Source organism: Turneriella parva DSM 21527 (assembly GCF_000266885.1).
GTDB lineage: Bacteria > Spirochaetota > Leptospiria > Turneriellales > Turneriellaceae > Turneriella > Turneriella parva.
In genome coordinates, this window is sequence record NC_018020.1 from 148,204 (window position 1) to 175,141 (window position 26,938).

The 26,938-nt window shown below is 54.4% G+C and carries 22 protein-coding genes; 17 read left to right on the forward strand and 5 right to left on the reverse strand.

Features of this window, described 5'->3' with window-relative positions; all coding sequences use genetic code 11:
• Nucleotides 1–31: 31 nt before the first annotated feature.
• From TURPA_RS00730 to TURPA_RS00760, 7 genes are all read left to right on the forward strand, one after another.
• Entirely contained in the window at nt 32–1,978 is a 1,947-nt protein-coding gene (locus TURPA_RS00730) for a hypothetical protein (protein ID WP_014801365.1), read from the forward strand.
• Complete coding sequence (locus TURPA_RS00735) at nt 1,975–2,442, forward strand: hypothetical protein (protein WP_014801366.1); 468 nt, start codon at nt 1,975–1,977, stop codon at nt 2,440–2,442. Before TURPA_RS00730 ends, TURPA_RS00735 begins: the two co-directional genes overlap by 4 nt.
• Nucleotides 2,442–4,532: a heme lyase CcmF/NrfE family subunit gene (locus tag TURPA_RS00740; protein WP_014801367.1), complete on the forward strand. Its 2,091-nt coding sequence runs from the start codon at nt 2,442–2,444 to the stop codon at nt 4,530–4,532. The genes TURPA_RS00735 and TURPA_RS00740 overlap by 1 nt, the downstream gene beginning before the upstream one ends.
• Before the next feature lie 67 nt (nt 4,533–4,599).
• On the forward strand, nt 4,600–7,350 hold the full coding sequence (locus tag TURPA_RS00745) for a phosphoenolpyruvate carboxylase (protein WP_014801368.1): 2,751 nt from the start codon (nt 4,600–4,602) through the stop codon (nt 7,348–7,350).
• Between the two features lie 75 nt (nt 7,351–7,425).
• Nucleotides 7,426–8,595, forward strand: coding sequence for a hypothetical protein (locus TURPA_RS00750; RefSeq protein WP_014801369.1), 1,170 nt, complete (start codon nt 7,426–7,428; stop codon nt 8,593–8,595).
• Between the two features lie 8 nt (nt 8,596–8,603).
• Nucleotides 8,604–9,272: a hypothetical protein gene (locus TURPA_RS00755; protein WP_014801370.1), complete on the forward strand. Its 669-nt coding sequence runs from the start codon at nt 8,604–8,606 to the stop codon at nt 9,270–9,272.
• The gene (locus TURPA_RS00760) at nt 9,269–10,363 is read left to right on the forward strand and encodes an aldo/keto reductase (protein WP_014801371.1); all 1,095 of its coding nucleotides are present in this window, start codon (nt 9,269–9,271) and stop codon (nt 10,361–10,363) included. Before TURPA_RS00755 ends, TURPA_RS00760 begins: the two co-directional genes overlap by 4 nt.
• A 21-nt stretch (nt 10,364–10,384) precedes the next feature.
• Here TURPA_RS00760 and TURPA_RS00765 read toward each other — a convergent pair whose 3' ends face one another.
• Entirely contained in the window at nt 10,385–10,834 is a 450-nt protein-coding gene (locus TURPA_RS00765) for a DoxX family protein (protein ID WP_014801372.1), read from the reverse strand.
• A 239-nt stretch (nt 10,835–11,073) separates the two neighbouring features.
• Here TURPA_RS00765 and TURPA_RS00770 point away from each other — a divergent pair, with 239 nt between their 5' ends.
• Both TURPA_RS00770 and TURPA_RS00775 read left to right on the forward strand, forming a co-directional pair.
• A complete protein-coding gene (locus TURPA_RS00770; protein WP_014801373.1) occupies nt 11,074–11,544 on the forward strand; it encodes a MarR family winged helix-turn-helix transcriptional regulator in 471 nt (156 codons plus the stop codon).
• A 44-nt stretch (nt 11,545–11,588) separates the two neighbouring features.
• Entirely contained in the window at nt 11,589–12,860 is a 1,272-nt protein-coding gene (locus tag TURPA_RS00775; RefSeq protein ID WP_014801374.1) for a hypothetical protein, read from the forward strand.
• 57 nt (nt 12,861–12,917) lie between these two features.
• Here the strand turns inward: TURPA_RS00775 and TURPA_RS00780 are convergent, their stop codons facing one another.
• From TURPA_RS00780 to TURPA_RS00790, 3 genes are all read right to left on the reverse strand, one after another.
• Nucleotides 12,918–13,733 (reverse strand): hypothetical protein, encoded by an 816-nt coding sequence (locus TURPA_RS00780; RefSeq protein ID WP_014801375.1) that lies wholly within the window; start codon nt 13,731–13,733, stop codon nt 12,918–12,920.
• Nucleotides 13,734–13,916: 183 nt separating this feature from the next.
• The gene (locus TURPA_RS00785; RefSeq protein WP_014801376.1) at nt 13,917–14,291 is read right to left on the reverse strand and encodes an STAS domain-containing protein; all 375 of its coding nucleotides are present in this window, start codon (nt 14,289–14,291) and stop codon (nt 13,917–13,919) included.
• Between the two features lie 11 nt (nt 14,292–14,302).
• Nucleotides 14,303–15,238 carry an aldo/keto reductase gene (locus tag TURPA_RS00790; protein ID WP_014801377.1) on the reverse strand — a complete coding sequence of 312 codons (936 nt, stop codon included), beginning with the start codon at nt 15,236–15,238 and terminating at the stop codon, nt 14,303–14,305.
• Nucleotides 15,239–15,353: 115 nt separating this feature from the next.
• Here TURPA_RS00790 and TURPA_RS00795 point away from each other — a divergent pair, with 115 nt between their 5' ends.
• The 8 genes from TURPA_RS00795 to TURPA_RS00830 all read left to right on the forward strand — a co-directional run bounded on the left by TURPA_RS00795 (nt 15,354) and on the right by TURPA_RS00830 (nt 25,814).
• A complete protein-coding gene (locus tag TURPA_RS00795; RefSeq protein ID WP_014801378.1) occupies nt 15,354–16,301 on the forward strand; it encodes an acyl-CoA desaturase in 948 nt (315 codons plus the stop codon).
• Nucleotides 16,302–16,480: 179 nt separating this feature from the next.
• Nucleotides 16,481–16,885 carry a clan AA aspartic protease gene (locus TURPA_RS00800; RefSeq protein ID WP_014801379.1) on the forward strand — a complete coding sequence of 135 codons (405 nt, stop codon included), beginning with the start codon at nt 16,481–16,483 and terminating at the stop codon, nt 16,883–16,885.
• Nucleotides 16,886–16,972: 87 nt separating this feature from the next.
• Nucleotides 16,973–19,078, forward strand: coding sequence for a (Fe-S)-binding protein (locus tag TURPA_RS00805; protein ID WP_014801380.1), 2,106 nt, complete (start codon nt 16,973–16,975; stop codon nt 19,076–19,078).
• Between the two features lie 81 nt (nt 19,079–19,159).
• On the forward strand, nt 19,160–20,272 hold the full coding sequence (locus TURPA_RS00810) for a helix-turn-helix domain-containing protein (protein WP_014801381.1): 1,113 nt from the start codon (nt 19,160–19,162) through the stop codon (nt 20,270–20,272).
• A 41-nt stretch (nt 20,273–20,313) separates the two neighbouring features.
• Entirely contained in the window at nt 20,314–22,200 is a 1,887-nt protein-coding gene (locus TURPA_RS00815) for an AMP-dependent synthetase/ligase (protein ID WP_014801382.1), read from the forward strand.
• Between the two features lie 51 nt (nt 22,201–22,251).
• The gene (locus TURPA_RS00820; protein ID WP_014801383.1) at nt 22,252–23,067 is read left to right on the forward strand and encodes an SDR family NAD(P)-dependent oxidoreductase; all 816 of its coding nucleotides are present in this window, start codon (nt 22,252–22,254) and stop codon (nt 23,065–23,067) included.
• A 187-nt stretch (nt 23,068–23,254) separates the two neighbouring features.
• Entirely contained in the window at nt 23,255–24,244 is a 990-nt protein-coding gene (locus TURPA_RS00825) for an ankyrin repeat domain-containing protein (protein ID WP_041948216.1), read from the forward strand.
• A gap of 73 nt (nt 24,245–24,317) precedes the next feature.
• Nucleotides 24,318–25,814, forward strand: a complete 1,497-nt coding sequence (locus TURPA_RS00830) for a glycoside hydrolase family 1 protein (protein WP_014801385.1) — start codon at nt 24,318–24,320, stop codon at nt 25,812–25,814.
• Nucleotides 25,815–25,993: 179 nt separating this feature from the next.
• On the opposite strand, the gene murB is transcribed toward TURPA_RS00830, so the two are convergent.
• Entirely contained in the window at nt 25,994–26,938 is a 945-nt protein-coding gene (gene murB / locus TURPA_RS00835) for a UDP-N-acetylmuramate dehydrogenase (RefSeq protein ID WP_014801386.1), read from the reverse strand.

The following is a 26,938-nucleotide window of genomic DNA, read 5'->3' on the forward strand; positions in this document are numbered from 1 at the left end:
GTCGCCCTGTGGCGAAGCGCTAAAGTAACGCATGCGCGCATCTGTATACCTCTGTTGCCTTTTGCTCGCAGCGGGCTGTGCATCTGCCCCCGAAAAACCGCCGGCAGACCTGCAAGGCCTGCTCGCGAAAGCCACCGAGCTGCGCGAAAAAGGTATTTCTGACAAAGCCAGGTATGAAGAACTCGTGGCGGCCTTCGTGAAAATGCGGCAAGAGTCGCCGCAGATGATTTCTGACCCGCGTAACCGTTCGCTCGCCGCAGATTTTGTCGAGGCCTACCCTGCAGTTAAATGCAAACTGCGCGTCACCGAACCGCGCGAAAAGCTGATTACAGCCCGCGGATTTGCGTCGCCGCTTTTCGTTGCGGGTACCTGCCCTGTGCCAGCGCCCTTTATGTTTGAAGCAGACAGCGCCGATATGGCCCTGTCGCCTGCCGGTGTCGACTTCGAAACGCCGTACCTTGTCGCCCGTATTCGTGTCAATTCTGCAACGGCTGACGCTGCACGCAATCGTCTGCGCTTCACGGCCGCCTATTACGCTGCTGATTTTTTGAAAACACTCTCGGCCGCATATTCGCTCGAGCAAGAATCTCTGATTGCACTGACGCCTGCCGATTATGCGCTGCAGACGGCGCCCATCGTGGCCAACGATGGCTATGACAGCCACCGGAAAAATTTTCGCAAGGCAGAATTCACAAGTGAAGCCGTCGCAGGCGAACTCGGCAGCGAGGTCGCCATCTCTGCAAGCGGACAGTTCAGCGCGGGCGGCACGCATGCAGGTAAGCGCTTCGATCTCATTTACGGTCACCCGAACGGAACTCTGCCCGACGGCATCGGCACCACCTTCACCACCGTGCGCGTCGATGGCACCGACTACCGCCTCGAGTCACAGAAGGTGAGCCGCAGCAAGACTGCAGACGGCACACTGGTCTGCGAAGCTGCGATCGGCAAGACCGGTGTCACCATTGTGCAGAAAATTAAACCCGAGCCGGCCGGCGATCGTGTCAAAACACGCATCACTTATGAGATCCGCAACGGCTCTGCGGTCAAACACAAGGTGGGATTAAGACTTCTGCTCGATACCTGGGCGGGTCAGAATGACGGCGTGCCTTTCATGATACCGGCGGGCAGCGCGAGCCAGCTTTTTCGTAACGAAGTGGAGTTCACCCCTACTGCGTCTGTCATGTGGCAGGTTTTCGACCCCGACACCGCCGGGACTGCAAGGCAACTTGAACCGGGTTTACAGAACATTCTGGTCGGCGAGGGCCTCGTGCCGCCCGACCGTATCGCCTTCGCTGCATGGCAGAACGCCGCCGACACGTTGTGGGATTACGCAGTCAGCGCCGACCGCCGGGTCACGGGCGATTCTGCCGTCATTCTGTGGTATAATCCCGCCGATATTTCAGCGGGCGCAACACAGGTTGTCGCGACTGAACTCGGCGCCGCGCTGCAGAAACACGAACCAACCGTGTTTATTACCAACGCGGCAACGGGTGAGATACTGATTTATCTTTGGCATGTCAATGATTCGGGTGCCGAGCAGAAAATCGACTATAACGTGCGCGCCGAAAAAGGGAAGTTCACGTTTCAGTTAGACTTAAGCACGATCAAACTGCAGCCCGGTGAAGTTTACGTCAAGGCAAGCCCCGGCCAGATTCTCGCCGAAGGTGAAACGGCGATTGTGATCAGCGAAAACATTAACGGTGCAAGCCGCGAATACCGCTTTCCGCTGCAGAATCTGAAAATGTGGAAACAGTTCAGCGCCGCGCCGGTGGTTGAACCTGCGCAGGTGTACCCTGTCAGCTATTTTGACGAGCGCAGCATGAACCTGAAAGCGCGCCTCAAGACCGCAGGTGGCAAGACAGTACAGACCATCATACTCAAGAAGCAACAGATCGACGGCGGCTACCAGTACAGCGGTGAACTCAATATTGCGCCCGACATTGCGGCAGGTCGATACTCAGTCGAGGTCGTGAAATGAGAGCGTTCTTAATCCTCATGATCATCTGCTCAACCCTGCCAATCTATACTGAAGAAGTTCTTTCAACCCGGCCGGTTGTCATCGCGCCCCGCCGCATCGAAGCAAAATCGGTCGATGTCAGCGGCCGATCGGTGGTCGCGCGCAGCGAGAAGCCGGCAGGCGCAGAGACCGACGAGAGCAAGGCATTGCTGCTCATGGCATTTCGCCGCGGTTCGATTCGCCTGACCGATGGCACGCAGAAGCAGCTGATGGCCCTCGGCATCAGACCGGGGCAAAGGCTGCGTGTCTTTGGTTTTGGTGACCCCGACCACAGCGACGCGGAGCGCATCGCCAACCTGCGCGCGCGCGTCGTCGCTTCTTATCTGAGAGAAAAAATTGGCCAGCTTTCAATCGAAATTCATTGGAGTGAAAAGCCCCACCGCAACCACGCGGGCATCGGGGCAATTCTCGAAGGGGAAAAATAATGCACCTGTTTGCCTCAATCGTCTTTAACCTGCTAATAGCCACGTCGGCATATTCGGCCATTATGGCCGCTTTGCACATTCGCAGACCCCAGCGCGGTGCGCTGCTCGCATCGGCGCGTTCTGCGCTCGAGCTGCACCTGATCGCGGTCTCTATCTGCGTGGTGATACTGCTCTATATGCTCGTCACCGCAGACTTCTCGATCGTCTACGTCGCCGAGCACGTGAACCTGCAGCTACCGGTTTTTTACCGGCTGACCTCGCTCTGGGCGGGCCAGGCAGGCTCAATGCTCTGGTGGAACTTTCTCGTCGTGCTCTTTTCATACCTGGCGATACTCCATATACGCAAAGCAGAGCCGGCCCTCGAAGCCTGGATGATTGTCATTCTCATGTCACTTTCGCTGTTCTTTACCGCGATCGGCTGTTTTGCACCGTCATCTGACCCGTTCAGGGTATTTCAAGAAGGTGAGAAACTCTTTGCCCATGCCGAGGGCCGTGGGCTCAATCCGCTGCTGCAGCATTGGGCGATGATCATACATCCGCCTATTCTTTATCTGGGTTATGTTTCGTTCGCAGTACCTTTCGCCATTGCGATGGCAGCGCTGCTGAATTCGCAGTCGGCTTCACCGGTAGCGTGGATTAAGCACGTGCGCCGCTGGACTCTGTTCAGCTGGTTCTTTCTCGGCGTCGGCATTCTGCTCGGCGGCAAATGGGCCTATGAAGAGCTTGGCTGGGGCGGCTACTGGGCCTGGGATCCGGTTGAAAATGCATCGCTCATGCCCTGGCTGACAGCCACGGCATTCTTACACTCGATCATCGTGCAAGAACGGCGCGGCATGCTCAAAGTCTGGAACATGGTGCTCGTCTCGATTTCGTTTATCATGACAGTCGTCGGCACCGCTCTGACGCGGTCAGGTGTCGTACAATCGGTACATGCATTCGCGCAGTCGAATCTCGGCTGGTTCTTTTTGGGGTTCATCGTCGTGACGATGTTTTTTTGCACTTATGCAATTATTCGCGGTTATGAATCGCTCAAGTCGGCGCAACCGATCGAATCGCTGATGAGCCGTGAAGTCGGCTTTCTGTTCAACAACGTTTTGCTTTTGGCGTCGCTCTTTATCATCTTTTTCGGCACCATGTACCCGACGATGAGCGAAGCGATTTCAGGCAGACGTGAATCGGTCACGGCAGAATGGTTTAACAGATTTATGGCGCCGATGGGCATTCTTATTCTGTTTCTCACGGGGCTTGGGCCGCTGCTCGCATGGCGGTCAACAAGCTGGCATTCGCTGCTGAAAAACCTGCGACTGCCTGTGCTCGCTGCGGTGCTCGCTGCGGGTGTTTCGTTTTTAATCGTGGGGGGCACCGCCACCGAATGGAACGGATCAAAAGTAATGGCGATCATCACGTTTGCGACCGCGGCTTTTGTAGTGGCAGGTGTGCTCGAAGAATGGCTGCGCGCTGCGCTCAGCCGGCGCACCTATAGCGGCGAAAATCTGCCGCTCGCAATTATACTTGTACTTTTTCAGAACAAGCGGCGCTTTTTGGGCTACATGGTGCATATCTCGCTCGCCATATTGTTCTCAGGCTTTGCCGGGCTCGCGTTCGGCACCGAGGGCAGACTGATGCTCTCGCCGGGTGAAGCGCAGCATTTTGCCGGCTATACAATACACGTCGAAAATTACGAAGAGAAAGGCCAGCCCGAAGGTGCACGCATTCCCCTATACGGTACCCGCATGGTGACCGTTGCGGTCTACCGCGATAATACTCTTGTGGGACGCGACACCACCGAAATTCGCACCTACCCGATGTATAATTTCAGAGAGGGGCGCTACTCAGACACGCAGAACACTTCTGAACCCGCGATCATTTCAAAGTTCAACGCCGACGTCTACCTGCAGCTGGGCGGCGACGAAAAGGGTAAGCTCGTTATTCAGGTATGGCTAAACCCACTCGTACGGTGGGTCTGGGGTGGTTTCGCTTTTTTTGGTCTCATGGGCCTGCTGCTGCTGCTGCCGGTCGGTGAGAAAAAGTTTATCGGCTTCGGCAGCCTCAAATTTTCTCTTATACCGAGGTCGCGAACCGCGCCTTAGAACGGGCGCAAAAATTGCTGCAAAGGGGCAGAGAGTGATTTAGAGCAGAATCTGCCCCAAATACAGAATGAAAAGCACAGACGCCAACGCGAGACTCCAAGAAGACATCGGATTCTTGCATGGCATTCTCGGCGAAGTTATCAGACAGCGAGAGGGTGAACAATTTCTGGATCAGGTTTCTGCAGTACTGCACAACTCAGCTGCGTATCGCAGCAGCCGAAAAAATGAGGATTTCGAAGCGCTACGAAAGCAGTTTGCTGAATTTGATGCCGAGCGCGCCGAAAAGATCACGCGGGCCCTGTCGTGTTACCTCAGCCTCGTGAATATTGCCGAAGAGCAAAATAAAGCACTCATCGAACGCGGCGCAGCGGCCGGCGAAACACTTGCCGATCTCGGCAAAACTTTTCGAACTCTAAAAGAATCGGGCATCTCCAAAGAGACGCTGTACGATGCCGTGACCAATATGCATATTGAGCTTGTACTCACGGCGCACCCCACTGAAATCATGCGGCGCTCGCTCATGCAAAAATATGCGAACATAGCGCGCCACCTCGAAATTCGCGCGTATAGCGACGTGCCGCACTATGAGCAGCAACTGAACACCGAAGCGATTCGGCGCGAGATTTTCGGCATGTGGGAAACCGACGCAATCCGAAAGAAAAAGCCTACGCCGACAGATGAGGCCTATGGCGGCCTTCTGGTTTTTGAGCAAACCCTCTGGCAAGAGCTGCCCAGATATTTGCGCGAAGTTTCAGACCTGCTGAAACGAGAAACAGGCAAGGCGCTGCCGCTTGAGGCAGTGCCGATCTGTTTCGCGTCGTGGATGGGTGGCGACCGCGATGGTAACCCCAACGTCACGGCGGCCGTCACGCAACGCGCGGTTTGGCTCGCCCAGTGGATGGCCGCGGTGCTTTACGACCGTGAAATTGACAAACTGCGCTTTGAACTTTCGCTACGCTCAGGCGACGAGAAACTCGCGGCACTAACCGAAAATGCGCACGAGCCCTACCGGGTTTACCTAAAGGGCATTCACAACCGCATGGTTTCGACGCGCACCCGGCTCGAAGACCTGTTGCAGCGCGGTCATTCAGAAGTTCAGGGCCACTACCGAAATGCGGGCGAGCTGATTCGCGAACTCACCGTGGTGTATGACTCGCTGATCGCCACCAATATGCACGCCGTTGCCGAAGGGCGTCTCACCGACCTGTTACGACGACTCTCGGTCTTCGGCCTGCATTTGGTGAAGCTCGATATTCGGCAAGAGTCTTCACGCCACCGCGAGGCGCTCGGCGCCATCACACAGAGCCTCGGGCTCGGAAACTATGCAGATTACCCCGAGAATGAAAAGATTGCATTCCTTTGCGCCGAACTCAAAGAGCGTCGCCCGCTGATACCGCTCGACCTCGCCTGCGATGCAGAGGTGCGCGAGGTGCTCGATACCTTCTCAATGCTTTCCCGCATTCGAACTGAATCATTGGGCGCGTATGTCATATCGATGGCGAGAAGCGTCTCTGATATTCTCGCCGTGCAGCTTTTGCAGAAGGTGACAGGGCGCAAAACACCGCTGCGCGTGGTACCGCTGTTCGAGACCATCAACGACCTGGTGAATGCTCCACAGATTCTGCGTAAGCTGTTCGCGATACCCGAGTACCGTGCGCTCATAGGCAACAAACAGGAAATCATGATCGGCTACTCAGACAGCTCGAAAGATTCGGGAATTCTCACCGCCGCCTGGAACCTTTTTCGCTGCCAAGAAGAGATCATCAAAGTTGCACAAGAAGCAGGCGTTGAAGTCACGCTCTTTCACGGGCGAGGCGGCACTATTGGCCGTGGAGGCGGCCCCTCGCACCTGGCGATACTTTCGCAGCCGCCGGGTTCTGTCGAGGGCCGCATGCGGGTAACGGAACAGGGTGAAATGATTCAGGCAAAATTCGGATTGCCCACCGTCGCGCGCCGCAGCCTCGAAATCTACACGAGCGCTGTGCTCACCGCAAGTCTGAAACCCCCGCCGGGGCCGCCGCAAGAATTTCGCGATGTCATGGAATCGCTTTCTGAAAGCGCGGCGGCCGAATACAGAAGACTCGTGTACGAAACACCCGAATTCATCGATTATTTCAGAGCGGCGACACCCGAACAAGAACTGGGAAATCTGAACATAGGCTCAAGGCCCGCAAAACGTCGCTCCGGCGGTTCGCCCCGAGAGGCACATCCTGTGCCGCGCGAACCCGGGACATCCGTGTCCCAAGGTTCGCCCAAAGAAGCACATCCGGTGCCGCGCGAACCCGGGACATCCGTGTCCCAAGGAATAGACGCACTGCGCGCGATACCGTGGATCTTTGCCTGGACGCAGGTGCGTCTCATGTTGCCGTCGTGGCTGGGCGTGGGCACTGCGCTCGCCAAAATTCTCGAATCAGACAAGCGCGATACATTACTGCGTATGCGCAGTGAATGGTATTTCTTTCGGTCGTTCATCGATTTGATCGAAATGGTACTCATTAAATCTGACGCGCGCATCGCCGCGCACTACGACAGCCGGCTTGTCGACGCCTCTCTGCAGCCTGTGGCGAACCAGATTCACGAGCGCCTCGCGAATACCATTCGCCGTGTTAGCGAAATTTCACCTGCTGGCAGCCTTGTTGCATACGATGCGAATTTACGGCGCGAAATCGAATACCGCTCACTCTGGCTCGACCCGCTCAATATTCTGCAGGCCGATTACCTGATGCGGCTGAGAAAAGAACCTGAGAACGAAGTTTTGCGGCGCGGTCTTTTGCTTACCATAAACGGTATAGCGGCGGGACTCAAGAATACCGGTTGATCGCGCCATGAAAGGCAACGCAGGCAAACGACGATATTCTTGACATTCTCACTTTTGCTTGGCGAAATACCGCAGATGAAAAAACACCTTCTCTATATCATCGTAGCAACATTTGCTCTACCGGGCGTTGAGCTGGGCGCTGCCCGTCGCAATGCGAAAAAAACAGCTAAAGAGACAGCAGCGGCTGCAAACCAAACAGCTTCGCCTGAAGCCGCGCGCGTCGCAATTCTCTTGTATCAAGACAAGACGGGCACCAAGAACTTTGAGTATATGCCGGGTTCACTGAAAGAGGCGATTACCGCATCGATGCACCAGAAATTCGAATTTACCGAAGTTGATTCAAGCAAGGTCGACCCGGTCGTTGAACAAATCAGGGCAAAGTCAAAGGGTACCATCGGCGCAAAAGAAGCCGCCGAAATTTGCCGCAAGGCTGACGTCGATATTCTGATCTATGGTGATTTCTCTTACAACAAAGAAGCAGAAGAAATCGAAATCCACACCAATATTTCTCTCGGCTCTACCGACAAGTTCAGGCTTTTGCCTGCCGTTGAGAACCGCGTCGACAGCACTATCTTTCAGGCAGCCGACAAGGTCGCAACAGACATCGTTGCCGAAATCACCAAAGTTGCGCTCGAACAGCAACAGGCAAAGGGTAAGGCCGAACTTGACAAAAAGGGCAAGACGCAGCTCGACAAAACAGAAAAATCGAAAACCTGGCAAGATATCAATTGGTCGTTCGCTCTGTCCGCTGGTCCAATGTATCCGTTGGTAAACCGCGACGCGGCCGATGTAAAGACAGAACCCGCCGCAAGTCTTTACGGGCATTACCGCCTGAAAAACGCCTGGCATATCGGCGCGTTTACGTCTTTTTCTGGCCTCAGATCTTATGGTAAAAACTCACCGTACCAGACGAACTTCGATCACCTTTCAGGGGCCGCAACCGTCGGCTATTTCTTCGACCTTTCGCCGCGTTGGCGCTGGACGAACTTCGTCGGCGCGGGCTACTATTACGGCAGGCTATCGGTGAGCACCGAGTGTTCTTCGCAGAACACCCAGTGCAGCACGGGCAGCTTTCAGCCGATCAGCCAAGATGCCAAGAACCCATTCTTCATGGCGAGAACGGGCATTCACTTCTTGATCTTTTCGTGGCTCGCAATCGGCGCTGACGCCGAATACCGCATGTACTATGATTCGAAACCGATCAATACAGTCGGTGCGGCGCTGGCAATCACGGGCATGTTCTGAGAGGTGCCGTGAAGAAATACTTTCCATCGCTATTGCTCGCGCTAGCCTCAGGCAGCAGCTGCACAAATATCGGTCTGGCTGATTACCTCGAGAACCCCGCGAGCGCGCTGACGTTAACCGCGTTCGTCGGGTCAGTGAACACCTCGGGCGATATGGGTACCTATTCTGCTGGAATTTTTACTGGTTGCGCCACGTTTCAGGGTTTGCTCAGAGCAGACTGCGCGTGTCGCACCATGGCAGCAAATGCTGGCCTGTCAGGTAGCAATAATTTTATCGCCTTCATGAGCGCGGCGGCTTATGACATGACCTGCCGAATCGCCGGCACCAATGGTCAACAGCTCAACTGTTCAGTGCCTTCCGGTGGCCCCAACTGGGCAAATATGAACGGGCAAAAGATTGCTCAGGGTTACGCCGGCCTTTTGAGCGGCAACCTGCTTGCGCCGCTTAACCTCACAGAAAATAAGGGTACCCCGACTGCTACCGTTGTCTGGACAGGCACGCAAGCGGGTGGTCAGTATTTTAGCAATGGCAGCAATAACTGCGGAGATTTCACAGTTGGCTCGGTCAATAATTCCGTAGTTGGCGATTTCAACAGCACTTCATCTGCATGGCTGAATACAGGCACGATACAAGGCTGCACCAACAACGGCACGATCTACTGCGTTGCCAGACCATGATCTACCGTCGCCTCGGCACCACCGATCTCGACGTGAGCGCCATTTGCCTCGGTACGATGACATGGGGATTTCAAAATACCGAAGCCGACGCGCATGAACAGATGGATTACGCCCTTGCGCAAGGCGTGAATTTTTTCGACACCGCAGAGATGTACGCGGTACCCCCTTCTGCCGACACATACGGCAAGACCGAAACCATCATTGGCACCTGGTTCGCGGCCCGCAAGAACCGTGACAAGGTTATTCTCGCAACGAAGATCGCCGGCAACGGCCTCAAGTGGATTCATGACGGCAGCGACATCAACCGCGCGAGCATCACCGCATCGGTCGAAGGGTCGCTCAAACGTTTGCAGACCGACTACATCGATCTTTACCAGCTGCACTGGCCAAACCGCGGTTCATACCATTTCGGCCAGCAGTGGACATATAAGATTAAAAAGTCGACCTTGGGGCACGGAGAACCTGGGGTCGGCGGAGCCACGGAGGGCAGAGCGCCGACGAACGCACACGAAATAAACAATTTCGTCGAGGTGCTCACGACGCTCAAAGAGCTGATTGCAGCAGGCAAGATCAGGTATGTAGGATTATCCAACGAAACGGCATGGGGCACGATGAAATACCTGCACGCAGCCGAAACGAATAACCTGCCGCGGATGCAGTCAATTCAGAACGAATACAGCCTGCTCTACCGTCTGCACGAACCCGACCTCATGGAAATCTCAATACGCGAAAAGGTGGGCCTGTTGGCCTGGTCGCCGCTCGCATCGGGAATGCTCACCGGCAAATACGCGGGCGGCGCGCGGCCCACAGGCAGCCGCTGGACACTCTCGAGCCGTTTCAACCAGCGTGACACGCCGCAGGCGCACGCGGCAGTCGACCGCTATCTCGCCGTCGCGAAAAAATACAATATCGATGTTGCGCAGATGGCGATTGCTTTTGTGCTTTCGCGCCCATTCGTGACTGCAGCGATTATCGGGGCGACGAGCAGAGAGCAGCTCAAGACGAATATCGCGGCGGTAGATCTGGAACTCAGCAAAGAAGTTTTGAATGAAATCGCGGCGGTTCGCCGCGATTTCCCTATGCCTTTCTAGTTGGGGCGCGCCCCAACTTCATCAGAGTTTAATCAGCGAATCGACTGAAAGGTTTCCGCCGCCACTGATCACGAGCGCTGCAGAGATGCCGATCGCGAGAATGAAGAACTCAACGCCCTCGCCTTTTTGCGCGCCATACCAGTTCATGAAAAAACCGTTCTGGCGGTGTACCATCAACATTGCGCCGAGCATAATGAGACCTACCGAGAGTGCGCCGATGCGGGTGCCTGCCCCCGAAAGCAGCATCAGGCCGCCAAAAAACTCACCGACGATCACCAGAAACGCCACGATTGCCGGTAAGCCGGCGGTTCCGGTGAAATAGCCCATTGTACCTTTGAACCCATAGCCACCAAACCAGCCCAGAAGCTTCTGTGCACCGTGGGGCAGAATCATCACGGCGAGCGCTACGCGCAGTACCAGGCCCGACCAGCCTGCGTCTGTCGCCACGATTGTTTGAATTAAATCTGTCATATAAATCTCCTTATACCTTCAATTTTTCTGCCCGTTGCCTCTGTAGCGATCGCGAAGATTTTTTCGGGTAAGAGCAGAAAAGATGCCCAGCCACACCGGACTCGGCAGTTTTTCTGCGTTAACCGCTCATTTCGCGAGCGCCCGTAACATCGGGCAGCCATTGGTTGACTAATCAACCAATAACATGAAGCTAACCCCATTTAGTTGACTCGTCAACAAAAAGTTCGTAATTTGTCGGCATGAAAGACCAAGAGACGCCTATAACCGCATGGCGAGACCTGCTCGCCTACAATGCAGAGGTAGTCTATCGCATTGAACGCGAGCTGAAAGCGGCAGGGACCATACCACTCTCCGCTTACGATATCCTCATTGAGCTTTATCAGGCACCTGAGAAACGGCTGCGCATGTACGACCTTTCAAAAGCCTGCATTCTGACGAAGAGCGGCGCCACAAAAATCGTCAACACCCTCGAAAAGCAGGGATACCTGAAACGCGAGAAATGCCCGAGCGACCTCAGAGGTTTTCACGCCGTGATCACGACAAAGGGCATCTCGGCAGTGCGCAAGGCCTGGGCCGTCTATAGCCGCTGCATCGAGGCATTCTTCACTTCTGCTCTCAGCACGACCGAACACAGGCAGCTGGCGGCGATCATGCCAAAATTGCGCGCGCACCTGCCCGATAATTTCATGGCGCAGGCGTGCAGCGAATAGTTTTCAGAATTGCCATCTGAGAGGGCCGGTACAAAAAGGCAGAGATGAAATTCAAATGGTACTACGCAGCAATATTCGTGGCAGTCGCGATGGGCTCTTTGTTCTTCTGGTCATTCACCCGTAAAGACGACAGCGCAAACGCGAACCTGCCGCGCAGCTTCAGCCGTCTCGGCAGCCAGGGGTTTGCCACACCCGCAGAACTCGAGCGCATGCTCAATCGCAATCCGTCGCCGCGCGCGATGCTCGAGGCATACAAACTGCATGCACAATACCCCGATTTTTCGCGGCCGCTCGACAGCACGATGGTCGACCTGATCGACCCGTGGAAACTCGTCGACGAACCGCTGCCGCTCATCGATGACCCGGCACTCAACAACGAGGCCGGGGTTAAAAAGCGCATCGAAGACCTAAAGCAGTCGGGAAAAAAAGACAGCGAAATTGAAAGCGATCTCAGAAAATATTACGAAAGCCTGCCGCGTTACCAGTTCACCGCAAACCGACACACACTGACTTTCGGCGACGAGCTCATTGTCGCGCTGAAGGTAACCGATTCGAACGGCGCAAAGCTGCAGTACAGCCTCGGCGATGTTTTTGTGCTCGGCGACCCCGTCATGACGCGCTCGCGCCTCGGCACACCCGACTATAACGACTCGGGCTATCCACCCGACGGGGTTGCCGATGACGGCATCACAACCTTCAGCTACAAGATTCCCGGTGAAGATAAAAAATACTGGGGCAACCTGAAGCTCGTCGTGCAGATCAAGGCCAAGGGTAACAAAGACCCGATTGAAGTCTCGCACACCTTCTTTTCAAGCCCGATCAGCCCGGCGAAATTCACCGACAATTTTACCGAGCGGCTCGATAATGGCAGCCTTGTCATCGACACCATTGTGGATGTAAAACGTGAATGTAAGTTTATCTTTCAGGCAAATCTTTACGATTCACGCGGTAACCCGACGCACTGGGTGACGACGAACTCGGTGCTCGCACCGGGGCTGCACCCTGTTTCATTCGTCTTCTTCGGCAAGATATTCCATGACAACGGCTACCAGGGGCGCTTCACGATGCGCGAGCTGCGCGGCACCTGCGAGAACCTGCCTTTTCCCGCCCGCTGGATAGGCGACCCGGCCAAGGTCGACGCGATCGCGAATGCAACACCGCTTGAAGAGCCGCTGCTCTATTACATGCCCTACACCGCGAGGTCATACACCACGGTCAAAGAATACACCCTGAAAGATTTCAGTAACGCCGAGTGGACGTCACCCGAGAAAGAGGCGAGAATTAAAGATATGGAGAGCCAGATACAAGGCGAATAATGTCCCCCTCCCTGCCTCCCCCGCGTGCGGGGGAGGTGCCCGAAGGGCGGTGGGGGATTATTTGCAGCCTAAGCCGAGACTGCGGCAGGCATTGTATTCAAGCTTTGCGGCAGTATTGATTGAGTTAGAACCGTCACCCGTGTGTACTTTGTGGTAGCCGTTCTTAGAGCTCGACCACTCGGTACCCGAAGCGCGACCGCTCCAGATGTAGTGATAAGAGAAGCGCGTTGCGCCGAGGCAGTTTGAAAAACTGCCGGTTGTGTTGAGACCGCAAGTGCTGTGGTATGCAACTGCACCGTCGTCTTCGCCCGGCAGAATTACCGACGCACCAGTCCAGGTGGCTTCGTAACCTGCGATCGCATAGACGCCGATACCCTTCATGTTGTTGTGGTTGTACGAACCGCGCGCATTGCCGGTCTTGAGCGCCGCAACCATGTCGTTCGACGCCCAGAAAGCTGCGTTGGCAAGTTCTGAACCGCCGGCCGCGCTTGACGAAGCCCAGATGCGGCGAATGTTGTAGGTCGTCGCCGACTTATCGATGAAATATTCTGATGCATAACAACCCGCGCTGTGGCAGATGATCGTGCAGTAGTTAGAGCCCTTGCATTTTGCCTCGAGCACCTGGTAGAGTTTCGATTGAGCACGGCAGCTGCCCCATGTGCGTGGGTCAGAGGCGCCGTCGTAGCCGACATAGTAGCGTGAGGCAGAGGTGGTAATACTCTTCGCAGTGCCCCAATAGTTGTTCACGTCTGTGGTGTATCCGCCGCTTGCATCGCAGTGGCTGCCCGAGCGGCCATGAACGAAGATAACCGATTCTTCAGCCGAGAGGGCCGAGACCGTAATAAGTGCCAGGAAAAGTCCTGTTAGTTTCATATTTTTCGTGCTTACTCCTTCACGCAAATTTTGCCTTGTTGTTTTCGCGCGCCGCGTATGCAGTCGCATACACGGCGCGCATTCGAGATTAGATTGGCGGCGCGGCGCATGGTGCGCCAAAATAAGGGTAAACGTTTGTTAATGAACCTAGACTGCTTTATGACAAGCCTGTCATAAAGCAGTCTAGGCAAAATACGCTTCGGCTTCTGCGTAATCTTCAATGATGGTGAAGAATGATTTGAGTTTCGTCACTTCAAAAATGTGCAGCACTACCTGCCTTGGCGTGGTAAAGACGACGCGTGCATCTTCGTGTTTGCGAATCGCGAGAATAAAATTCACCAGCGCGCCGATGCCCGATGAGTCGATGGTCGCGAGTTCTTCGATGTCGACGACCACGCGTACGCGTTCGGCCGAAAGCAATGGCTCAAGCTCGGCGCGCACCTGCTTGGCGGTAAACAGGTTCAGAATACCGCTGATAAAGACGATGGAATACGCCTTTTCGGGCACATCTTTGATCAGCACTTTGCAGCGTTCGGTCGACATCGGTAGAGACGGCATATACGGCGCTGCTACCGTGTCGCCAAAAAATCTTTTTGCATACGGGCGCGCACACTTGCCCCGGGATAATCACCCACCCCGGCAGCCATATTTTCTTGCAGATGCTGCAACTTGTTGGTCGCGGGAATAACGAACGGCACGCGCTCATCGCCCAGAATAAATTTCAAGAAGAACTGCGCCCAGCTTGTTATGCCCTGTTCGATGGCCCATGGCGGCACCCCCCTGCCCCTGACACTGCTAAAAAGACGGCCCTGCGCAAACGGTTCGTTCGCAATAACGGCGACCTGGCACCGGGCCGCGGTCTCGATCAGCGAATCTTTGCCCATCGCGGCGGTTGTTTCGGCGATCGAATAGGGTATCTGCAAAAAGTCGATGCGTTCGGTTTCGATTATTTTTTTCAATTCGCCAAAGGCGGATGTAGAATAGTGCGTAAGTCCGATATAGCGAATGAGCCTTTTATCTTTATATGACCGTAGAGTTTTCAACTGCGTGCGCCAATCGACCAGATTATGAATCTGAAAGAGCTCGATTTGTTTGCGCCTCAATTTTTTGAACGACTCAGCCATTTGCTGAACACCCTGTTCACGGCCAGAGATCCAGACCTTGGTGGCAAGAAAGAGTTTGTCGTTGATGTTGGCGGCAACCGAGGCCGTACCGGTCACCTCTTCTGCCGGGCCATACATGGGCGACGAATCGACGAGCCGGCCTCCCAGCTTATAGAAATTCTGCAGCAAAGCCGCGGCACGCTGCGGCTGTAACTGGTCAAATATCTTGTACGTGCCCAGGCCAACGCGCGGCAGTTTCTCACCCGTTGAAGGTATATTTGCCAGCGCTTGCCCCCGATTTAAATCGGGGGCCAGCGGTAATGCATCGAGGCGCATGCCGGTGGCAAGAGGTACTGCCAGCGCGGCCGTGTAACGTAAAAATTCTGCCCGTGTGAGATTCATTGCGCGACACTCTGTAGGGGTAGGTTTAAACCTACCCCTACAGAGTGTCGCGAAGAAAAAGGATAAATCCTCATTTTTTTTGCAACCCGCGCCGCAGGTTCGCCATCTCAGAAATATGAAGACGACGACAGATTTGCCCGTTCAGGGCACGCAGACCCCACAATTTACCGAAGCCGACAAAATTACCGGCCGTTCAAAGATCGGCTCGTGGTTCAGCGGCGACAAGATGTTTATCGCGATGCATTTTATACCGCTCGCAGCAATTTACACAGGCGTTACCTGGAAAGCGGTCGTGCTCTGCATCGTCTCTTATTGGGTGAGGATGTTCTTCGTTACTGCGGCATACCACCGTTATTTCGCGCACCGCTCATTTGAAACCAGCCGAATCTTTCAGTTCATTCTGGCATTCGGCGCCGAAACAACCGGTCAAAAGGGCGTGCTGTGGTGGTCGGGCCACCACCGGGGGCACCACAAGCACAGCGACACCGATCTCGATATTCATTCGATGAAAAAACTCGGTTTCTACGAATCGCACATCGGCTGGATCTTCAAAAAAGAAAATAAACGCGTGCCTATCGAAGACATACAAGATTTCGCCAAATACCCCGAAATCAGGTTTATCTCAAAACACGACTGGATAGCCCCGTGGACTCTCGGCGTCGTTTCGTTTCTGATCGCCGGCTGGCCCGGCCTGTGGATTGGCTTTTTCCTCAGCACGCTGATCACTTACCACTCGACGTTCACCATCAATTCTCTGACGCACAAATGGGGCTCGAAGCGCTACGAAACCGGCGACGAGTCGCGCAACCACTGGCTGCTTGCGATCACCACCATGGGCGAAGGCTGGCACAACAACCACCATTATTACCAGGCGTCTGCGCGCATGGGCTTCTACTGGTGGGAGATCGACATGACCTATTACATTCTGCGCTTTCTCGGACTCTTCGGACTCGTCTGGAATTTCAAAGAGGTTCCGAAGGCGATTAAGGCGAAGACGATTGCGTCGCAGCAGGCCAACCAATCGCCGGCACCACGTGAGCAGGTGCTTGCGGCCGGCCAGTAGAATTCATTGACGCGAGACCCGTCGCCTGCAAGAAAAGGTATGGGGGCTGCGCGGAAGGTCGTAAATGACAAAATTCAGGAAAAGTTCCGCGATTTTCGACACGAAAATCGCTCTATGAACGGGCTTAGGCCCGCTTTTCCTGAATTTTGTCGTTTAACCGTGATGCTGTAATATCCCATATGGCGACCTTCCGCGCAGCCCCTCTAGATCTCGTCTACGCAACAATCGAGTTATCGAACCCGCGCGATGCTTCGCTGAGCCCCCTGTCGACAGACGCTCTGGTCGACACCGGGGCTTTCATGCTCTGCATACCTGAGCATGTGAGAATTCAACTGAATCTTGCCGAGCTCGAGAAACGCGAGGTCACCCTGGCCGACCACAAAAAGGTGCTCTGCCCCTATGTGGGGCCCGTGCAGATTCGCTTTGCCAACCGCAGCTGTTTCACCGGAGCTCTCGTGCTGGGCGAAAAAGTACTCTTGGGTGCGATTCCGCTTGAAGACATGGACTTGCTCGTGCATCCGCTAAAACAACAACTTGTCGTAAACCCCGAGAGCCCGAATATCGCGAGTGGTCTCGTCATGTAAGTCGAGAACGATTCTCAACAAGAGAAAAGCGGCGCAATGTGCGCCGCTTTTCTCTTTACACTCCCCCAAAAACTCCGATAATTACCCATGGAAATCGCACAGGTTGCCCTCTTTGCAGTGGCATTTATCGCTTCGTTCGCTTATGCCGGTTATGCCGTCATGAAATACTGGCGCTATGCGCACCTCGGCCAGGCGCAAGAGATCAAATCGACACTTGGCCAGAAGATCAAGAACATCGTTATCAACGTTCTGCTGCAAAAGAAGCTCATGAAGAAGCCCGTGCGCGGTATTTTTCACATCTTTATCTTTTACGGCTTTCTTGTCTATGGCGGCCACACGACCAGCCAGCTGATTGGTGGATTTTTCGGCCCGTTTCAGATGCCCCTCGTGGGCACGACGGGTTATGAATTTTCAATACCTGACCTCATGGGTAAGGTTATACCGCATTTTGCTTTCGTCTATGACTATGCGCTCGACGTCTTCTCGCTTTTAGTACTTGCAGGCCTCGCGTTCTTCGCGCTGCGCCGCTGGGTTTACCGCGCCTATGAACTCGACCGCCCTTCGGGTCAATCAATGATCGTGATCGGCATGATCTCGACACTGATGATTTCGACGCTGGTTGCAGAAGGCGCCCACGGAATATTGCAAGGCCATTCGCACGGCCTGCCGATTCGCGAAAGCGTCGGCGCGCTGCTTGCGTCATGGGGCGTAACTTCGGCGAACGCCGGCTATTGGTACATCGGCGGCTGGTGGACTCACATCATGACTGTGTTCGCCTTCATGGCATTTGTACCCAACTCTAAACACGCTCACCTGATTTGGGCGCCGGTCAACTTCTGGTTCGAAAAAGAAACACCGAAAGGCCAGCTGGCGTTTCTCGATACTGAAAACGCGAAAGTCTGGGGCGCGGCGAACGTACAAGATTTCACATGGAAAGACCACATGAACGGCCTCAGCTGCATCGAATGCGGCCGCTGCACGATTGAATGCCCTGCGAACCGCACCGGCAAGCAGCTCAACCCGAAGAGCATCATGGGCGACCTCAAGCACGCGCTGATGGAACAGATGCACAAAGTTGACGCGGCAAAAAAAGCCGGCAAGACTGACGAAGAAATTTCTGCGATGACTGAACTGCGCGTGATCGACAACTATACGTCGCAAGAATCGCTCTGGGCCTGCACTACCTGCTATGCCTGCGTAGAAGCCTGCCCCGTGGGCAACAACCAGGTCGATGCGATTATCGGTATGCGCCGCGCTCTCGTGCTTTCAGAGGGTGCTCTGCCGGGCGAACTGCAAACCGCGCTCACCAACATGGAGAACCAGTCAAACCCATGGGGCGTTGGTTCTCATAAACGTGAAGAATGGGCAGAAGGCCTCAACATCAAAACGATGGCAAAATGGAACGAAGAAGGCCAGAAGCCAGACGTTCTCTTCTGGGTTGGCTGCGCAGGCGCATTCGACGACCGCAACAAGAAGATCGCACAGTCGATTGCGAGCCTCATGAATAAGGCCGACGTGAAATTCGGCATTCTGGGTACCGAAGAAAACTGCACGGGCGACTCAGCGCGCCGCGCGGGCAATGAATACCTGTTTCAGACTCTTGCCGGCATGAACATACAGACGATGAACAACTACGGCGTGCAGAAGATCGTTACGGGTTGCCCGCACTGCTTCAACACGCTGAAGAACGAGTACCCACAGATGGGTGGCAACTATGAGGTTGAACACCACACGACATACCTCGACAAGCTACTGAAAGAAAATAAAATTCAGGTAGACCCATCAAAGGCGAAAGAACTCGGCCTGGTGACTTACCACGACTCTTGTTATCTGGGCCGTTACAACGACGTTTACTCGGCGCCGCGCTCGATTCTCGAAAAAGCAACGGGCGGTAAGGTGGTCGAAGCGGTCGACAGCAAGTCACGCGGCCTCTGCTGCGGTGCCGGTGGCGCGCAGATGTGGAAAGAAGAAGAACACGCGCGCGACGAAGCCGCGCTCAAAGCCGAAGGCATCACGTACGAGCGCGTCAACATCAAGCGCACGAAACAGCTCGTCGCGACTGAAGCTAAGACTGTCGCAAGCGCATGCCCATTCTGCATTACTATGGTAGCCGACGGCGTCAAATCGATGGAGAAAGAAGAGTCGGTCAAGACTCTCGACGTCGCAGAGATTCTGGCGCAGACTGCCAAGTAGATTGCTCTGCAATCTACGGGTTGATTTGCCGGGCAAATCACGCAGGTCTCCGCAGGAAACCAAAATAGCCTACCGCAATCTATGGCCGAGCTGACCGGCCTCGTGGGCACAATCGGAGCCGGCACGGCCTTTTATACGGGGCTGCTGCTGGTTCTGGGCAGGCACCGCAAAACCGTGCGCCTCTTGGGAGGCGCTTTTTTTTTCATTTTCGCGGCGATCTTGCTGCTCTTCACCCGGTTTCTTCTCGATCGCTACATATCTTTGCCGCACCTTGCCTTTGTGCACCTGCCAATCGTGATGCTTGCGGGGCCTGCAATCTACTTCTTTCTGCGCTTCGTCGCCGAACCCAATTTTCGTCTTAAGCCAGTTTATCTTCTGCACCTGTTGCTGGCGCTCGCCGTTACGCTCTATATGAGCGACATCTACTCCATTTCGGCTGAGTCCAAAAGGCAAATGCTCGCGCATTCACAACCTCTGCCAGAATACGTAATACCGTCGCTGCGGGTGGTATTTCTTATCACCTACACTGCGCCGCTCGTATACTTTCTGCTATCGGTTCGTTATCTGCGGCCATTCTTCTCGCGGCTGACGGCGAACGAGTTTTCATTTTTGAGGGCCATGCGTGTATTCTTGCTGATTTGCGCCGTCGCAACAGCAATGATGATTGCAACGCTAATCGGTGGCGACTGGATGAATGTGAAAGTATTGGCGCTTTCTGCCTATTCACTCGCGGTGGTACTCGCATTTGTCGCACTGGCACGCAACCAGCACTTTCCCGAACTTTTGGTGCGCGACGCGCGCCGCTACGATCGCTTAAAGGGCCGCAGTGAAACCAAAGTGCAGCAGCTCGAGCGGCTCATCGTCGGCGAGCGACTGTTCGCAGCAGAAAATCTGCGCATCGCCGATCTGGCGCAAAGACTGGGTCTCAGACCAGACCAGCTTTCGCAGCTGATCAACGATAATTTTGGCATGAACTTCAACCGTTATGTAAACCGGTTGCGCATCGAAGAAGCAAAACGCCGGCTCGCCGACGATCAGCCCCTAAGCATTTTGAGGATTGCGTACGAATGCGGTTTTGCCACGAAAAGCGCATTCAATGCCGCCTTTAAACTCGAAACCGGCCAGACACCGACCGGTTTCGCAAAAAACCGGGGCTTATCGGGAATAAGAGAAAAAAAACGTCCAGAATCGTGATTCAGGGCGACATCGGCCCAAAACCGTGCTACGTTCAAGGCATGGAAAAAAACAAACTCCGCAACGTCGCTGAGCTTTACCGTGAAGCGGCAATGTCTTATGCTGCTGAAAAATCATTTCTGACGCGCAATGGCCCAGGCCAGTTCGACGGCCCGACCTACAAAGAGCTTTATGACGCGGGCCTCGATCTCTCGGCGGCGCTGATAGAAGTCTGCAGGCTGCAGCCCAAAGAGCATGTGGCAATTCTCGCCGATAACCGCATCGAATGGATGATCGCCGATTATGCCGTGATTCTGGCCGGGGCTGCAGATGTACCGCGCGGCACCGACGCAACCGAGCACGACATTGAGTATATTGTTAACCACGCGGGTTGCCGCATCGTGGTTGTCGAGAACCAAAGCATTTGGGAAAAGTTCGCCTCACTTCTCGATAAGCTGCCTGGCGTCGAGCATGTGGTGTTCATAAACCAGTTCAGTTACCAGAAAACCCGGCTGGAGTGCCATAACATTCACGACCTCATTGCCGCTGGCAAAGCTATCGAAAAGATCGAGATCGAACGTCGGGTTGCAGAGATAAAGCCCGACGACCTCTTTACGCTGATATACACTTCGGGCACAACCGGCGCGCCTAAAGGTGTGATGCTCACGCACGGCAACATTATTTCGCAGATACGCAATCTGCCGCTGGGCTTCAACCGCCATGATGTGATGCTCTCCATTCTGCCGATCTGGCACATTTTCGAGCGCGCGTTTGAAATTATTTCGATCGCCTCGGGCGCCAAGACTGTTTACACAAACGTCAAGCATCTGAAGGCCGATATGCAAAGCGTAAAACCCACGTTTATGGCATCGGCGCCCCGCCTGTGGGAGAGTATCTACAACGGCATTTTAACGAAGGTCGCCGAAGGTTCACCCATCAAACGTGCTCTCTTTCATGCAGCGATCAGCGTGAATCATGTTTACCGCCAGGCGCTGCGCGAGATGCGAGGCCAAAACCTGCAGATTCTGCCGCAGAATATTTTCATGCGTATGGCTGCAATTCTCTCTTCAACTCTGGTGATCATCGCGACCGTCGTGCCGGCGCTGCTGCTCGACGCAGTTGTATTGAGCAAGATTCGGGCAGCAACCGGTGGCAGGTTGCGCGCGACTATTTCAGGCGGCGGCGCCCTGCCCCTGCATATAGACGAATTTTTCAACGACATCGGCATTGCGGTACTTGAAGGTTATGGTATGACCGAAACATCGCCGATCATCTCGGTGCGGCTGCCTGAAAACGCGGTGATCGGTTCGGTCGGTCCGCTCTATAGCGAGACCGAAATTCGCCTCGTCGACATCGCAACCGGCGCGACGATTTATCCCGGTAGAGACTACTTTGGCAGAAAAGGCGAGCTGCATGTAAAAGGCCCTCAGGTGATGGCTGGCTATTACAAAAATCCCGAGGCAACTGCAAAAGTTCTGAAAAACGGATGGATGAATACCGGCGACCTGGCGATCATGACGGCAAATGGCTGCCTCAAAATCGTCGGACGCAGTAAAGAAACGATCGTGCTGATGAATGGCGAGAATGTCGAACCAGTGCCGATTGAATCGAAGCTTTTGGAATCCCCCCTGATTGAACAATGTATGGTCGTCGGGCAAGACCAGAAATTTTTAGCGGCTCTCATCGTACCTCGCACCGAGGCCCTGAAACAATTTGGCACCGATCTGCAAACCCTCGCGCAAAACGCAGAGGTAAAGAAACTGCTGAAGGCCGAAACGCATCGGCTCATCAGCGGTGAAAACGGCTTCAAGGCCTTCGAGCGCATTGGCGGCATTGCCGTCATGGGCCAGCTGTGGGAGAAAGACCGTGAACTCACGGCAAAACTTTCGCTCAGGCGGCATGTGATTACTGAGCTGTACGAAAAAGAAATTCAAGGCATTTTTGAGTGACTTCACACACCGATAATCTTGACGCGAGCCTCATTCTTTTGAGGCTTGCATATGAAAGACCTCAGAAACAAAGTCGCCGTTGTGACGGGTGCAGGCTCGGGCATCGGCCGGCAGCTCGCGCACCAGCTTGCAAAAGCTGGCGCTGAGCTGGTGCTCGCCGATGTGGTGCAAAAAAATCTTGAAGCCACTGTCGGTGAACTCTACGGGCAGACGAAGATCACATCGCACGTTGTCGACGTCGCGAAACGCGATCAGGTCTATGCGCTCGCCGACGCTGCGGTCAAGGCACATGGTCAGGTCGATATTGTTATCAACAATGCGGGCGTTACCGTACTGCAGCCACTCGACCAGGTGAGCTACGAAGACTTCGAGTGGGTGATGAACGTGAACTTCTGGGGTGTCGTGTACGGTACACTGGCGTTTCTGCCACACCTCAAGACCCGGCCAGAGGCGTCGGTTGTCAACATCAGTAGCGTGAATGGCTTCGTGCCTTTCCCGAATAACGGGCCGTACAACTGCTCAAAATATGCAGTCTATGGTTTCAACGAAACACTACACCAGGAACTCGCAGGCTCGCCTGTTGTCGTGACTTCGGTGCATCCCGGTGGCATCAAGACGAATATCATACGCAATGCCAAGGTGCACGCATCGCCCGGTGGCAATGACAAGGCGCACATCACCTCGCGCTTCGACAGCATCGCGAGCACATCGGCCGAAGACGCAGCGAAGGCAATTCTCGGCGCAGTAAAGAAGAAACAGAAGAAGCTGCTGATCGGTCTCGATGCGCACGCGATGGATCTTGCCAAAAGACTCATGCCAGAAGAATTCACGAGCCTGGTCGGCATGCTGACGCAAAGGGTTGGTTAACTGACTGACCGGGCACTTGATGATTTGACCTAAGCCAAGCGCCTGCCAATTGTCTGAGAATCTAGAGGGAATCATGAACCGGTTCACAAAAGCCACCTTGTACATTCTTGTCTCATGCATCTTCGCACCCCAATGCGCATCTGGCTCAGGCCGTTTGTCTACGCGCACGGCGAGAATGCAGCAATTCATGGATCGTTTCGAAATTGCGATGAGAAACGCGTGCGACACGGGAAGTCAGCAGGCCTTTGTGCTCGAAAATGCAGATTCGGTTGCCATTTATCAAGGCCGGGTAAGTAAAGCCGGCAGGCAGAACCTGTATTCTCTGCAAGAGAAAGACATCGACAATCTTGCGCGAAACGTCAGCTCGATCAAACCCAATTTTGCTGCGGGAATCGCCATTTCGGCCGGGAAAGAAGAATTAGAAGGCAGCTTCATCGCCTTTTGCGAACTCGATGTGTCAGCACTGGCAGTGAAGGGAGAGCAAATCGTCATTAGGCCAACGGGCATCAATGCGCTCGTCATGAGTGCCCACCAGGGCGATCTGCCAGCCGTGCAGAGGCTGTTGGCAAGTGGCATCAATCTGCACCAGCAGACAATGGGTAGCCCGCTAATGGCCGCAGCGGACAACGATCAAGCGGCAATGGTAACCTTTCTGCTAAAGCGGGGAGCCCGCATCAATGACCGGTCGAATAGAAACGGCATGACTGCATTGCATTTTGCTGCGCGAAAAGCCAGATTGAATACGATGAAGGTGCTGCTGCGGGCCGGCGCAAAACTTGAAATTGCGGACAACGACGACTACACCCCATTGTGGAGCGCGGCCTGTTCTGACAACATAGAGGCGATAAAACTGCTGCTCGCCAGCGGCGCGAAGCTGCAACGCCTTGATAAGAATGGCAATAATATCGTGGCCGCCGCTGCCGGCAATGGCGCCAATGCAGCCATTCAGTATCTGGTGCAGAAGGGTCTGAATCCGCGGCACGCGAACAGATATGGCCGCACAGCCTTGTTTGATGCCATTGAGCGACAGCAGCCCGAAACTGTTCGGTTGTTGCTTTCATATGGACTCGACGCCAATGCCACAACGGCGAGCGGCAAGACCCCCCTTGCAACTGCAAAGATTCTGGGCGCAGCGAATATTATCACCATGCTCGAAAAGGCCGGTGCCCGTGAGTAGTGCGACGGTTGATTCTGCTCGACACCGGTTGGCATAGATTTGACAATTTCGGTCGAAACCCAAGTGCTACCGAATGCGTAAGTTCAGTTTTTTCGTATTATTGTCTCTTATGGCGCTCGCTACACACTGCGGCAAATCGCGCACCTCAGAGAAGCTGACCCGCACCGAAGTTGCGCAGCCGCTGAAGTTTCCCAAAGGCTTTTTGTGGGGCACTGCGACGGCTGCCGAGCAGCTTGAGGCAACGACCGCAAGCGACTGGGCAGAACTGATTCGCAAGAGTTACGCAGGCGAAGGCAAGGCCGTTGCAGGCGCTGCGATCAAAGACCTGCATCTCTGGTCTGCCGACGTCATCACAAAAAAAACCGCGCACAACGAGAAGCTCGCAGAAGACGTGGCGCTCATGAAAGAGATGGGCAACAACGCCTACCGCTTCTCGATCGCTTGGGATAAACTTTTCCCCAAAGCTGAAACAACAGAGCCCGATGCGGCTGCCGTTGCATTCTATGACAAACTTTTTGCGGAGCTCAAACGTAACGGTATTGAACCCTCTGTGACACTCTTTCACTTCAGTTCGCCGCAATGGTTTTTCGCCGAAAAAGACGGCAAGCGTGGCTGGGAAAGAGCTGACGCACTCGAACATTTCGGCCGCTTCGTCACATTCGTCGTTAATCGCTGGGGTAAAGACGTGCGCGTCTGGACAACGCTCAACGAGCCGATGGTCTACATCTATTCGGGTTATATGCAGGGCATATTTCCCCCGATGGAGAAACGGCCAAACGAAAAAGCCGTCGCGCCCGTCATGCAGTCGCTTCTGAAAGCGCACGCGCTGGCCTACAAAATCATTAAGGTTTTCTCGACCAAGAACGGCGTCAAGGCTTCGGTGGGAGTCACGCAACACACCCGCGAGTTTGCGCCCTACAGAAACTATGCGCTGCTCGACCGCATTATTGCGGGCAAAGTCGAGCAGGCCTTCATCTGGGATTTCACCGATGCTATCCAGACGGGTGTGTTGAAGGTAACAAATACCGATATTGAAGAGACCATCGCAGATCTGAAAGGCACGCAAGACTTTATCGGCGTCAATTATTACGGCAGATTTTACATTAAATCGAATATTTTTTCTCCAACAAAGTTTGAAGTCAAGAACCATGACGAAAGCGACGAGAGCGAAATAAAAAATGAACTCGGTTGGGCAGATTATCCGATTGGCATGAAGACAATTCTGCTCACGGCAAATAACAAATATAAGCTGCCCCTTTATATTCTTGAATCGGGCACAGCTGAGGCGAAGCACGACGACATACTCAGGCAACGCCTGATTACCACACACCTCGCCGAGACCGCAGCCGCAATCGAGGCAGGCGCCGATGTGCGCGGTTACTTTCACTGGTCGCTGATCGACAACTTTGAATGGGCCGAAGGTTACGATGCGCGTTTCGGCCTCGTCGAAACCGATTATAAGAACGGCTTCGCGCGAAAAAAGCGCAAGAGCTTCGACACGTATAAGCGCATCATAGAAACGGGGATTTCACCTGACGCGTACCGCGAAGCAGCAAAACCCTACCATTAGCAGTTCCCTTAAAAAGGAAACTGCCAGCAGGCTCTGGAAACCGAAAAAGCGAAAAGCAGCTAAGTCGCTTAGCGACGACGCGCTTTAGCAGTCGTTTGTAGAGCGGTTTCATAGAAACCGCTCTACAAACGACGAGGCTTTTTGCTTTTTCGGGGGTATTTCCAGAGCCTGCATATGACTCAAAGCTCTGCGAAGTTGCCGACGAGTACAACCTCGCGCTCGAGCCGAACGCCCGTCGCCTCGAACACGCGCTGTTCGGCAAGGCGAATCAGCTTATAGACATCGGCAGCTGTCGCGTGGCCATTATTGACAATAAAATTGCAGTGCTCGGCTGAAATTTCGGCCCCGCCCTCTTTGACGCCGCGCAGATTTGCTGCCTCGATCAGTTGCCACGCTTTCTTATCTGATATATCCGCTGGCGGGTTCTTGAAAATACTGCCGGCTGAGCGGCGGTTCTTGGGCTGTGATGCAATGCGGCGGGCTTTGTATTCGGCGATGCGGGCCTCAATCGCCCCTGCATCCCCCTTTGGTAACTCAAGAGTGGCGCCGGCTATCCAGTAGCTGCTGTCGCGCTTGAAAAGGCTGTCGCGGTAGCGAAAATCGCAGGCAATATTCGGCAGCGTCTGCGCATTGCCCTGGTGCGCGAGTTCAACATTCACGAGAGAATCTTTGAGCTCATGACCATAACAGCCCGCGTTCTGTATCACCGACCCACCAAAGTGGCCGGGTATTGTCGTTAAAAATTCGAGACCGGCAAAGCCCTTGGCTGAAATCTTTTTGCCCGCAAGCGGCGCTCTTGCACTCGCAGGCACGTAAACCTGCAGCCGATCGGTTGATTGGTGCAGAATACGAGGCTCTTCGCCAAATTGCGGATGTATCACGACGCCCGCAAAACCTTCGTCTGAGACCAGCAGGTTTGAACCGCCGCCGAGAAGAAACACCGGCAGAGCGTGGCCCGCGAGCCAGGCCTGCAGCAGCGCCAGTTCATCGGCATGCCGGGGTTGTACGAACACCTTTGCCGCGCCGCCGAGGCGAAAGGTGGTATATTCTTTTAAAGTTACATCGCTATCAAAGCGAATACCCTGAGCGTTGAGAAATTCTTCAAGTTCAGAATAATCGTGCAT

Coding starts and splice junctions, on each gene's coding strand:
- TURPA_RS00730 (WP_014801365.1), top strand. CDS start 32: ATGCGCGCATCTGTATACCTCTGTTGCCTTTTGCTCGCAGCGGGCTGT.
- TURPA_RS00735 (WP_014801366.1), top strand. CDS start 1,975: ATGAGAGCGTTCTTAATCCTCATGATCATCTGCTCAACCCTGCCAATC.
- TURPA_RS00740 (WP_014801367.1), top strand. CDS start 2,442: ATGCACCTGTTTGCCTCAATCGTCTTTAACCTGCTAATAGCCACGTCG.
- TURPA_RS00745 (WP_014801368.1), top strand. CDS start 4,600: ATGAAAAGCACAGACGCCAACGCGAGACTCCAAGAAGACATCGGATTC.
- TURPA_RS00750 (WP_014801369.1), top strand. CDS start 7,426: ATGAAAAAACACCTTCTCTATATCATCGTAGCAACATTTGCTCTACCG.
- TURPA_RS00760 (WP_014801371.1), top strand. CDS start 9,269: ATGATCTACCGTCGCCTCGGCACCACCGATCTCGACGTGAGCGCCATT.
- TURPA_RS00765 (WP_014801372.1), bottom strand. CDS start 10,834: ATGACAGATTTAATTCAAACAATCGTGGCGACAGACGCAGGCTGGTCG.
- TURPA_RS00770 (WP_014801373.1), top strand. CDS start 11,074: ATGAAAGACCAAGAGACGCCTATAACCGCATGGCGAGACCTGCTCGCC.
- TURPA_RS00775 (WP_014801374.1), top strand. CDS start 11,589: ATGAAATTCAAATGGTACTACGCAGCAATATTCGTGGCAGTCGCGATG.
- TURPA_RS00780 (WP_014801375.1), bottom strand. CDS start 13,733: ATGAAACTAACAGGACTTTTCCTGGCACTTATTACGGTCTCGGCCCTC.
- TURPA_RS00785 (WP_014801376.1), bottom strand. CDS start 14,291: ATGCCGTCTCTACCGATGTCGACCGAACGCTGCAAAGTGCTGATCAAA.
- TURPA_RS00790 (WP_014801377.1), bottom strand. CDS start 15,238: ATGAATCTCACACGGGCAGAATTTTTACGTTACACGGCCGCGCTGGCA.
- TURPA_RS00795 (WP_014801378.1), top strand. CDS start 15,354: ATGAAGACGACGACAGATTTGCCCGTTCAGGGCACGCAGACCCCACAA.
- TURPA_RS00800 (WP_014801379.1), top strand. CDS start 16,481: ATGGCGACCTTCCGCGCAGCCCCTCTAGATCTCGTCTACGCAACAATC.
- TURPA_RS00805 (WP_014801380.1), top strand. CDS start 16,973: ATGGAAATCGCACAGGTTGCCCTCTTTGCAGTGGCATTTATCGCTTCG.
- TURPA_RS00810 (WP_014801381.1), top strand. CDS start 19,160: ATGGCCGAGCTGACCGGCCTCGTGGGCACAATCGGAGCCGGCACGGCC.
- TURPA_RS00815 (WP_014801382.1), top strand. CDS start 20,314: ATGGAAAAAAACAAACTCCGCAACGTCGCTGAGCTTTACCGTGAAGCG.
- TURPA_RS00820 (WP_014801383.1), top strand. CDS start 22,252: ATGAAAGACCTCAGAAACAAAGTCGCCGTTGTGACGGGTGCAGGCTCG.
- TURPA_RS00825 (WP_041948216.1), top strand. CDS start 23,255: ATGGATCGTTTCGAAATTGCGATGAGAAACGCGTGCGACACGGGAAGT.
- TURPA_RS00830 (WP_014801385.1), top strand. CDS start 24,318: ATGCGTAAGTTCAGTTTTTTCGTATTATTGTCTCTTATGGCGCTCGCT.
- murB (WP_014801386.1), bottom strand. CDS start 26,938: ATGCACGATTATTCTGAACTTGAAGAATTTCTCAACGCTCAGGGTATT.